The sequence below is a fragment of the Belliella filtrata genome (assembly GCF_022549775.1).
In the GTDB taxonomy this organism is placed as follows: Bacteria; Bacteroidota; Bacteroidia; order Cytophagales; family Cyclobacteriaceae; genus Belliella; species Belliella filtrata.
This window is the reverse complement of sequence record NZ_JAKZGP010000104.1, coordinates 1-8,384: the sequence shown is the minus strand read 5'-3', so window position 1 is coordinate 8,384 and position 8,384 is coordinate 1. Positions and strand designations below refer to the sequence as shown.

Sequence of the window (8,384 nt, the reverse complement as noted above, 5' to 3'; positions counted from 1 at the left end):
TCAAATCCAACAATGGAGCTGAAAACTTCTGTGTTATAAGATCCGTCGTGGATACCCTGATCAAACGTTCGGGAAATATCTTAGAAAATCTAAATCATATAGCTAAATTAAAACCTGAGTAGTTACTAAAAATTTACTCACATGAAAAAAACAATTCTTTTATTCACACTTATTTTAATGGGATCTATAGGAACACTATATGCTCAAGACAACAAAAGGGTAGGAGGTCAACTGATCTATGGTTCCAACATTGAGTCATTAGGAATAGGAGCTATAGCCGAGCTTCCGGTGGCATCGAAAATGGTGATTTCACCTAGCTTTTCGTTTTATTTCCCGAAAGACCAAGGACTCTTCAAACAATCAGCCTGGGAGCTGAATGGGAATTTGAACTACTTATTTATAGAAGATGAAAAGCTCACATTTTATGGTCTTGGAGGGCTAAACTACACGAGTATCAGTGTGAGTTCTAACATTGCAGGTGTTGGAAACTTTTCAAGCTCTGCAGGTAGAATTGGTGTCAATTTAGGAGCAGGAGCGAATTTCGATATAGGAATGAGTTTCCTTCCATTTGCTGAGATCAAGTATATCTTAGGGGATTTTGACAGGCTGGTGATTGGTGCAGGCGTTAAATTCAATCTGTGATGGGAAAGCTACTATATAAATTTCTTGCAATAGGATTGGTAGTGTTGATGGTTGCTTGCTCACAAGCTCCCAGTTTGGATCAGCCAAATAACTATGAGGTAAACTTTCCCAATCAAAAGTTCAGTGGAACTATTCCAGATGGGGAATATACAGCCGCTTATGTGGATAGTGATTTTGGATCAGGGATGATTCGGACGATGACAATAGGTTTTTCTGATGGTGATTTGATCGTCAATCTCCTAGTAATGATGGATGGGAATCGGGTATTACCTATCAGGTCTGAGGAGGAGGAATTTGGCAGCTATGTTACTATCTACACGATGGGAGATGCTATAGAAGGCAATCATGGCAGTATTCAAGGCAATATTTCTGTCTCAAATATTAAAACTACTGCAATAAGTGCTAATACAGGTTTTTTGACAGGTGAGTTTTCATTTTCTGGTCAGTTTGTCAGGATTATGGAGCCAGCTATGGAGCCAATTCCAGTTAACGGGAAATTCTCAGTCAATTAGACTTTTTACTTAGGGTCATTGAATATTTATAATTCAATGACCTTTATCAAGTTTTAAAATAAAGCTGCACTTACTTTTTTGAATATTTTCAAAGGGCATGTTTACCCTTGTAACATTTTGAATACTAACACTTAGCAACCTAAATAAAGTAAAATGAAAAACTCAATTAAATGTAAAATTGCCATTATATCTTGCTGTCTATTTTTAATAGTCAGTGCTGGAGAATGTCAAATTATGAAAAGGCTTACAGACAAACTAGGTCAAAAGGCGGTCAACGAGTCAACAGATAAAATCAAAAGAGATCAAAATAAAAACGCTTTTGAAGAAATGCTTTCTAGTGAAGGAGGGCTAGACTTTTCGAACATGCTAGGAGGAGCTAGTGATTATGTTGTGCCTGAAAGTTACAGCTTTGACTACCAGGTCACCATGAACATGTCTATAGAAAAGGGTAAGCCAATGACTCAAGTATGGAAGTATAATACCCAAGAAGGATACTTTGGAATGGAAAATAGTGGCATGTTGATAATTTATGATTTGGGAAGTGAGGTGATGGTAACGATCAACCCGAAAGATAAAAGTTATCAAACTATCTCCTCAAAGCTGATGGGGAGCTTTTCCCAAACAGCAGCTATTGATGCATCAAATAATGTCCCTTCTTTGATTGAAACAAATGAGAGCAAGACAATTTTGGGATACAAAGCCAAGAAATATATTATGGAAGATGAGGAGATTAGGGGAGAGTTTTGGTTATCAGCAGATGTCCCTTTTGATCAATCTTCTATGGCGAAAACAATCAGCTCTTTAAGTAAAAATAAAACCCCAATACCGGATAATTTACAAGGATTTATGATGGAAATGAAAGCTTTCGATAAAAGTGCTAAAACCACTTCAAACATGGAAGTGATCCAGCTAGGAGCTATCAATGAAGTGATAGTGATGAATCAATACAAAAACGCAATGGCATTTTAAGTTTTAATTCCATGAAAACAATAGCAATCACCCTGAATATATTGCTACTCTTAGCAGCAGCGATGTGCGGCTCAAATTCGGAAGAGAAAAGTTTAGCTGGCAGTTCAACTATCAAGAAAGCTGATGATTCGTGCCTCATGACCTTTACTGGAGAAAATAAAGGGAAGTTTTTTACCGAAGAATTGATTTCTGAACTTGCCAATGGAAACAAAATTACTCCCGACCATTACGAACGCCGTCACATGTATAGATTTTCCTGGAAAGAAGATGGAATGGTTCATTTCATTGGATTTGATGATATGGAAACAGCTGAAAAACTCCGACTAAAAAGGAATGACAGCAATAAGGATATTCCTAACCTTGTGGTGGACTATACCAAGAATACTTACCGGGATAAAACTCCTGAAGAAGTTGAAAAATTGAACAAAATGATCAATGAAGAACTTGAGAAATCAAAAGATGAAAATGCCAATGCAAATTCGAATAAGAGCCTTCAAAATACAGTCATGTCAATGCAACAAAATTCATACATTACATTGGATACAAAAGCTGATTATGCTGTTTACAACAAGAGGGGCTTTGGTGTGTACGTCGTCGTGGGTGAAGTTTTACTGTCTTTGAGTGCACAAGTAGGTCCATACGGAGCTGTCGATGAAGAAAAGAGCATAGCACTTGCCACAAAGCTGGCAAATAAAGTAGCCACAGTATGCAACTGATATATATTATTGCTGCGCTCTTATTTACGGCAGACTCTTTTACTCGTGAAGTGAAAAATGACACTGTTCAAGATAAAGCAGTTCAAAGTATAGAAAGAAACTTTGCTCAGCTTAAAGTAGGTGAGGAAATAGTTTTTGACCGAACCAATATGGCTTTTGCTACGCTAATGGCGTATCCCAATCAGTTGCTTTTTACGGTGATAGATGAGGAAGGGCAAAATCTTACCATCACCTTTGCCGGAAAAGATATTTTACATAGAAAGCCTGGCGAGCTTGTTTTCAATTCTCCAGGATTGTTTCATGGATTTTCAGAGGCAAATGATGTGTTTTTTATAGCATTTGCAAAATTGGTTGCAGATCGAGAACCAGGACAGCTGAAGTATGAGAGGCACCTGCCACAGTTGATTATGGAAGGGGTGTTGAAAGTGATTTCATGGACAGACACTAATTTTGAGTTTACATTTGAGGGAAAGCTGGGAGAAGAAAACCAGGTGAACTCCCCAGATAGTTGGCTCCCATTCTCTGGTTGCATAAAAGCCACTTCTTATCAGCAATTCAATGAGTGAAAATTGTTTTCAAACACTTATTGAACAAGTTGCTAACCTTACAGCGTGAATTAATTATTAGAGAATAGGAAAAGGAGTAGCCGGTATACCCAATTCATTTCTCGATTTCAATTTATTTTCCATTAACTATTCATAGCATTTTCAAGCCGTTTCGATACTAATTATCGAGCACCTGGGATTGCTGTGCTTAGTCTAAATCAAAAGTATATGCAAAAGCAAATCAAACTTCTCACATCCATTTTTCTCTTTCTTATAGGGATGAATGTAGCTACTGCCCAAGATTGGACAGGGACTTGGACCTCTACCAATGGTGACCTTAGGTTACAGCAGGTAGACAACTTGGTATTTGGAGACTATGCAAATGTAGGTGTATTGTACGGGGGGATCAGTATAGATGCCTCAGGAAAAAGGTTCATAGAAGGAACCTTTGAAAACTATAGCATTAGAAAGACTGGCGTTTTCAAATTTCGATTTGATCCGAATGATCCTGAAAAATTCATTGGAGAATGGACTTTCAATTCACCGACAAAATGGGAAAGCTGGAATGGGAAAAGAATTAATAAAACCAAACCTACCTTAAAAAGCTTCTACCGAGTCACAGGGAGATCCCATGACAAAGACTGGAAGATCATCAATGAAAATTATGATGTTCATTTCAAGAAAGAAGGGATTTTACACTTTCATACCAAAGGTGTCAACAGTGCATACAATTTTTTTCTACCCAAGGGAGATTGGGAAATTGATGTGAAGAAACCTGGATTCAAAGATTACAAAGGAATCATTGAAGTAAGAGACAGGTATCCCAATGCCAATCAGTACTTTTTGCATCAATTTCAATTGATTCCGGTGGGCAATGTCACAGTCACAGCATTGGATAGGGCTACTATTCCCAGAGGAGCAGACCTACATGTTGTAGAAGGTGAATTCAATAGAAACAATTTATCAGATGCACTTAGGAATGCTAGTTCAAATAACCAGGGAAAAACATACGTGGTATTGGACAACAAGGGAGAGCTTGGGTACATACAGCTATCAGGAAATCCACCCAATGCCGTTAGTAATCAGTTTAGAAAGATCACCAATTATCCAGCATCAGCCCCAATTTCTTTTAGTATTTCTCCTGATGCAAGTATGGTAGCTAAAGTCCACAGGTCAGGTGCTGTCAATACAGATAAGTTGGAAATATACAATCTTGATGGGATTCTCCAGGGATCAGTTTCTCCACAAGAATTGAGGGATATGGTAGCCAAAAGGAGCATTCCATTGAGAAGGGGAGAGTCTGTCGATATCAGAAAAGTGTCCTTTCGGAACAATAATGACCTTGTCGTAGATGCAGACGCTGTATTGAGTGGTAGTAGCTCTACGCTCAAATGGGCTGTGATTCTGAGATTCAATAAGACTACTAAGAAATTTACACTAATCGAATCAATTCAAGGAACCACAGGCAGGTTCACAGAAGCTAATTCCAGAATCGAATTGGCCAATAAAACCAAATACCAATTCGAAGCTGACAAAACTTCCCAAAAACTCAAATTTAACAACCAGCAGATTGCAGTTCAAAGCAATATAAGATTCGAAACTGGAGATTATACCACACTTAATCAATAGCAATAAATACAACGATCATGAAAATACTTTTAAACAATTTTCTAATTCTCCTGACCCTATTAGGTGTATCATGGAGTTTGGTAAGCTTTGCTCAACAAAATGGCATTGATGACAAATATAATTTCTCGGGAAGCTATAATAGGATAAGAGGGACTGAATCCTGTCTATTTACCGCGCACCAAACGGGCAATAAGGTCGTCGGGAGGATGAATTTTTTTGACCCAAGAATTCAGGGAACTTATTCAGGGACAATCACTAAAGGTGTAATTGAAGCGACGGTTACTTGGGAAGTTGCACCAGATCATTTGAAAAATGTTAAACTCCTAAGACTTCAAAAGTTCACTGGTAGGGATTACCCTGAACTCGCTTTGTTTGATAATCCGAATTACAAAACCAATAATAGAGTTCGACCAAAATTAGTCTATGCTTTAGAGAAAAAAGCAACCACAAATACAAGTTCAGCCCATGTCGCTGCCACAGCTAAAAAAAGCAATGAAACTGTAAAGATTCGAGTTGATTACAAGTTTATCTACTTACCCTCAACAGCCGATTGGCCAAAGGAATTTTTGAGTGAATTAAAAGTGTATAGACCAGATTTGGCACTTTATGGAACAGGCAGTATCAGAGCGGATAGAGAAACAGCATCTGGCACAACAGAAATTAAAAGCATAGGGAATTTACCAAACAGGGTTTTTGATATTCCAAAAGGAAGAGCTACTACAAAAAGTGTAAGGTTTTACTATGATAGCAAGAAGAACCTAGCTTGGGGTAAAAACAAAAGGTTCTATAACTTCTCCAAAGATGCAGAACTACCAGCCACATATCAACATACTGACAAACAACTGGTAGAGGTAAGTAAAAAGGGAGTGGGTGTAAATCCTTCTGCGGTTAAAGAAATCAATAATTTCACACCAGAACACATTATTAAAGTTGATTTCAAAAGAGAGTTTATAGTAAATAGAGCGGCTTTGGAAGGCAAAACTGAGAGGGTATTGATTTCTGCCCATTCACATTTGTCTCACAAGTTACCTGTAAGAGATATTGTGTTTGGTAATCAACATAGAAAAGTATATTTGCATGAGCTAGGTGTAATTAACAAACTCAATAACAAAGAGAAATTCCAAAACGACATTCATGATGCGAATAACAAAAGAATAGGTGTTTCTTTAGATCCTCCTATTTATTACTTCACCGATGTAGATAATGGTCCAATGATCGCATTCACTATTGAGGTTATTGATGAAAATTAAGGACACTTGTTCAAAAGGTTTTATTAACAAATAGGAAGTCAACCATGAAATGGAAGTTTTTATTGATTTTGGTAATCATTGAGATAAAATCATTTGCACAAGATATCACCCTTACCACCCATGACTCCATAGAAGAAGGTCTCTTTTTTGACAAAGTTATAATCTATAATTATTCAGATCAATCAGGTAAATCCAGCCAAATCTGGGTTTACCTGAATACTTGTAACCATCGAATGTTGTTTGACCATTCATCTTGGGGGAAGGAAGATGAAATGATTCACTATATCATTGCTCAACAAGATGGTTCCTACCTGACATTTGGGACAGCTGCAGAAGGATCCAAGAATAGAAAAACAGCTACGGTTGATTCTATTTATCTTGAAACAATTGAGCCTAATATCGATTTCCCAAGGTCTGATGAATACCTGAACTTTAGTCCAATATCATCAATGCTTTCTGGGCGTTTTGGTCTGAAGACCAAAACTTATCAGGTAGAAAAAAGAATGGACATAAATGCTCAAGAATCTATGACGATTGCACGTGTGAGTTTTGATACCAGATTGCTATATGGGTTCAACGAAATCTCAACAGATCTCCAGTTGCCAAATTTATTAGGAGGTTCACACCCCTATTTACACCCCAATGATTTGATTATAAATTATCATGCAAGTTATGAAGGCACAAATGGAAAGAAATATTGGATTCAACTTGATTTGATAGCTTTTGAACATACAACCTATTGGGCTCCTATTGAGGACATTGTTTTAAGGAAAAAGTCAGATCAAAGAAATATTATTGTAAGTCAATTGTCAGATGTTATTGAGCTTACTTCTGATTGTTATGAATGAGAAAAAGGAGTGAATTTTATCAACAACATACTAATGCAAGTCGAGTGCTAAGTTGACCATCTCAATTCTATGTTGATGGAGTACCATCAAATGCTGAATTTGAAGGTAAAGATCACCTTTAAGACAAAACCACTTATTTAAGGATGGGAAATGCAAATCTAAAATTTAATTATTAAATTTAGATGTTACAGGGGGAGTGATCTTAAGTGTTGGTAGACAGGTTATTAATTTAAATTTATGACAGTTAAGTTTTTCAATCCTCATCCATCCTTGGCAGCGTTTGTGGAAAGTATTGTTCTTATCAAAATAGACTTCAATTTCATTAATAGTCCTTCATCCGTTTATACTTTTTTGCCTAATCATATTCAGTTTCTCTGTTTTTGCTTAGAAGACCCTGTCAAAGTCAAAAAATATGAAGGTGATTTTGAAAGTAGATCAGAGGCTATTTTAATTGGACAACACTTAAAGCCTGTTACACTTGATTTGGGCAGAAAGCATACAAATTTATCCATAGGTCTAAAACCAGCAGGTATGTATCGTCTTTTAGGGATTCCACTTGAGCAAATCGGAGAACTAGATATGGATGCACGAATGCTTTTAGGTAATGAGATTGATATTCTTGTGGATATGCTATTGGAAGCAAAAACTGATGATGGCATGAATGAAATCATTCAATCATTCTTAATAAAAAGGTTAAATCATTTGAGACCATTGCTCCCTTTTGATAAAGCTATGTTAGCCTTGAGTGCCTCAAATGGAAATTTGTCTATGGATGAAGTCGCAGCATTGTCCTGCCTAAGTGTGAGACAGTTTGAACGAATATCTTTACAGCGAATTGGCCATTCCCCTAAGCTGTACAGTAGGCTAATCAGGTTTTCTAGAGCTTTCAAATACAAAGAATGTAATCCTAAGGTTTCTTGGAGTGAATTAGCATATCGTTTCGGATATTTTGATCACATGCATTTTATTCGAGACTTTAAGTCCTTTGCTGACTTTAGCCCAGGGAGTTTTAAGGAAGATGTAATCAAAGAGTCGGCACAATTTCATAAGTTGATCACCTAAGGCCATTGCTGTTAAACCCCAATAACATTCATTTAGATAGTTACGCTTATTGCTTTTAAGTATATAAGTGGTTGATTTAAATGATTCCTAAAATCCGCAGGATTCTAATTTGGTTTTGATTTGGATAAATACAGTGCCATAAAGAATCATTTTTTTGTCAATCTAGGATTTTTTATGGTTGAGTGATACTTTTAATTTGGTTTAGGGTAAG

General features: G+C 36.8%; 9 protein-coding genes. All 9 read left to right on the top strand.

Annotated features, from left to right (window positions below; genetic code table 11):
* The first annotated feature begins 141 nt into the window (after positions 1 to 141).
* The 9 genes from MM239_RS20215 to MM239_RS20175 all read left to right on the top strand — a co-directional run bounded on the left by MM239_RS20215 (position 142) and on the right by MM239_RS20175 (position 8,173).
* Positions 142 to 642 (top strand): outer membrane protein, encoded by a 501-nt coding sequence (locus MM239_RS20215; RefSeq protein ID WP_241350143.1) that lies wholly within the window; start codon positions 142 to 144, stop codon positions 640 to 642.
* On the top strand, positions 642 to 1,154 hold the full coding sequence (locus tag MM239_RS20210; protein ID WP_241350142.1) for a hypothetical protein: 513 nt from the start codon (positions 642 to 644) through the stop codon (positions 1,152 to 1,154). Before MM239_RS20215 ends, MM239_RS20210 begins: the two co-directional genes overlap by 1 nt.
* Positions 1,155 to 1,388: 234 nt before the next feature.
* The gene (locus tag MM239_RS20205) at positions 1,389 to 2,123 is read left to right on the top strand and encodes a DUF4412 domain-containing protein (protein WP_241350141.1); all 735 of its coding nucleotides are present in this window, start codon (positions 1,389 to 1,391) and stop codon (positions 2,121 to 2,123) included.
* Positions 2,124 to 2,134: 11 nt separating this feature from the next.
* Positions 2,135 to 2,839, top strand: coding sequence for a hypothetical protein (locus tag MM239_RS20200; protein ID WP_241350140.1), 705 nt, complete (start codon positions 2,135 to 2,137; stop codon positions 2,837 to 2,839).
* Positions 2,830 to 3,405, top strand: a complete 576-nt coding sequence (locus MM239_RS20195; RefSeq protein ID WP_241350139.1) for a hypothetical protein — start codon at positions 2,830 to 2,832, stop codon at positions 3,403 to 3,405. The genes MM239_RS20200 and MM239_RS20195 overlap by 10 nt, the downstream gene beginning before the upstream one ends.
* A 207-nt stretch (positions 3,406 to 3,612) precedes the next feature.
* The gene (locus MM239_RS20190; RefSeq protein WP_241350138.1) at positions 3,613 to 5,013 is read left to right on the top strand and encodes a hypothetical protein; all 1,401 of its coding nucleotides are present in this window, start codon (positions 3,613 to 3,615) and stop codon (positions 5,011 to 5,013) included.
* Positions 5,014 to 5,030: 17 nt separating this feature from the next.
* Positions 5,031 to 6,263 (top strand): hypothetical protein, encoded by a 1,233-nt coding sequence (locus MM239_RS20185; protein ID WP_241350137.1) that lies wholly within the window; start codon positions 5,031 to 5,033, stop codon positions 6,261 to 6,263.
* Between the two features lie 44 nt (positions 6,264 to 6,307).
* A complete protein-coding gene (locus tag MM239_RS20180) occupies positions 6,308 to 7,111 on the top strand; it encodes a hypothetical protein (protein ID WP_241350136.1) in 804 nt (267 codons plus the stop codon).
* A gap of 237 nt (positions 7,112 to 7,348) precedes the next feature.
* Entirely contained in the window at positions 7,349 to 8,173 is an 825-nt protein-coding gene (locus tag MM239_RS20175) for a helix-turn-helix domain-containing protein (protein WP_241350135.1), read from the top strand.
* The last annotated feature ends 211 nt before the right edge of the window (positions 8,174 to 8,384 follow it).

Excerpts from the sequence above, each read along its gene's own strand:
- MM239_RS20175 (WP_241350135.1), top strand. The coding sequence starts at position 7,349 with ATGACAGTTAAGTTTTTCAATCCTCATCCATCCTTGGCAGCGTTTGTG.
- MM239_RS20200 (WP_241350140.1), top strand. The coding sequence starts at position 2,135 with ATGAAAACAATAGCAATCACCCTGAATATATTGCTACTCTTAGCAGCA.
- MM239_RS20180 (WP_241350136.1), top strand. The coding sequence starts at position 6,308 with ATGAAATGGAAGTTTTTATTGATTTTGGTAATCATTGAGATAAAATCA.
- MM239_RS20210 (WP_241350142.1), top strand. The coding sequence starts at position 642 with ATGGGAAAGCTACTATATAAATTTCTTGCAATAGGATTGGTAGTGTTG.
- MM239_RS20215 (WP_241350143.1), top strand. The coding sequence starts at position 142 with ATGAAAAAAACAATTCTTTTATTCACACTTATTTTAATGGGATCTATA.
- MM239_RS20190 (WP_241350138.1), top strand. The coding sequence starts at position 3,613 with ATGCAAAAGCAAATCAAACTTCTCACATCCATTTTTCTCTTTCTTATA.
- MM239_RS20185 (WP_241350137.1), top strand. The coding sequence starts at position 5,031 with ATGAAAATACTTTTAAACAATTTTCTAATTCTCCTGACCCTATTAGGT.
- MM239_RS20195 (WP_241350139.1), top strand. The coding sequence starts at position 2,830 with ATGCAACTGATATATATTATTGCTGCGCTCTTATTTACGGCAGACTCT.
- MM239_RS20205 (WP_241350141.1), top strand. The coding sequence starts at position 1,389 with ATGAAAAGGCTTACAGACAAACTAGGTCAAAAGGCGGTCAACGAGTCA.